Here is a 295-nt window from a genome sequence, read left to right on the forward strand (position 1 = left end):
TTCAAATACGAAGTACCTAACGAACACTTTCGTCGTCTACAGAAAGAATACCCACAAGATGTAAACATCAAGGGTAACCTGTGTACTTACTACTACCAGTTTAACGCACAGAAAGCGCCTTTCAACGATGTACGTGTACGTAAAGCGATGTCTTACGCTATGGACCGCGATATCGTGACTAAAGCGATCCTTGGCCAAGGCCAAAAACCAGCGTACTTCCTGACTCCTGAAATTACTGCTGGTTTTGACCCAGTAACTCCAGAGTATGGTCAACTTTCTCAAAAAGAGCGTATTG

General features: G+C 43.7%; 1 protein-coding gene. It reads left to right on the top strand.

Going from position 1 to position 295, the window contains the following annotated elements; all coding sequences use genetic code 11:
- Window positions 1-295 (top strand): ABC transporter substrate-binding protein (locus FTW16_RS01895; protein WP_261383391.1); only part of this gene is annotated, 295 nt, incomplete at both ends.

Source organism: Vibrio sp. T20, assembly GCF_007858795.1.
GTDB lineage: Bacteria > Pseudomonadota > Gammaproteobacteria > Enterobacterales > Vibrionaceae > Vibrio > Vibrio satsumensis.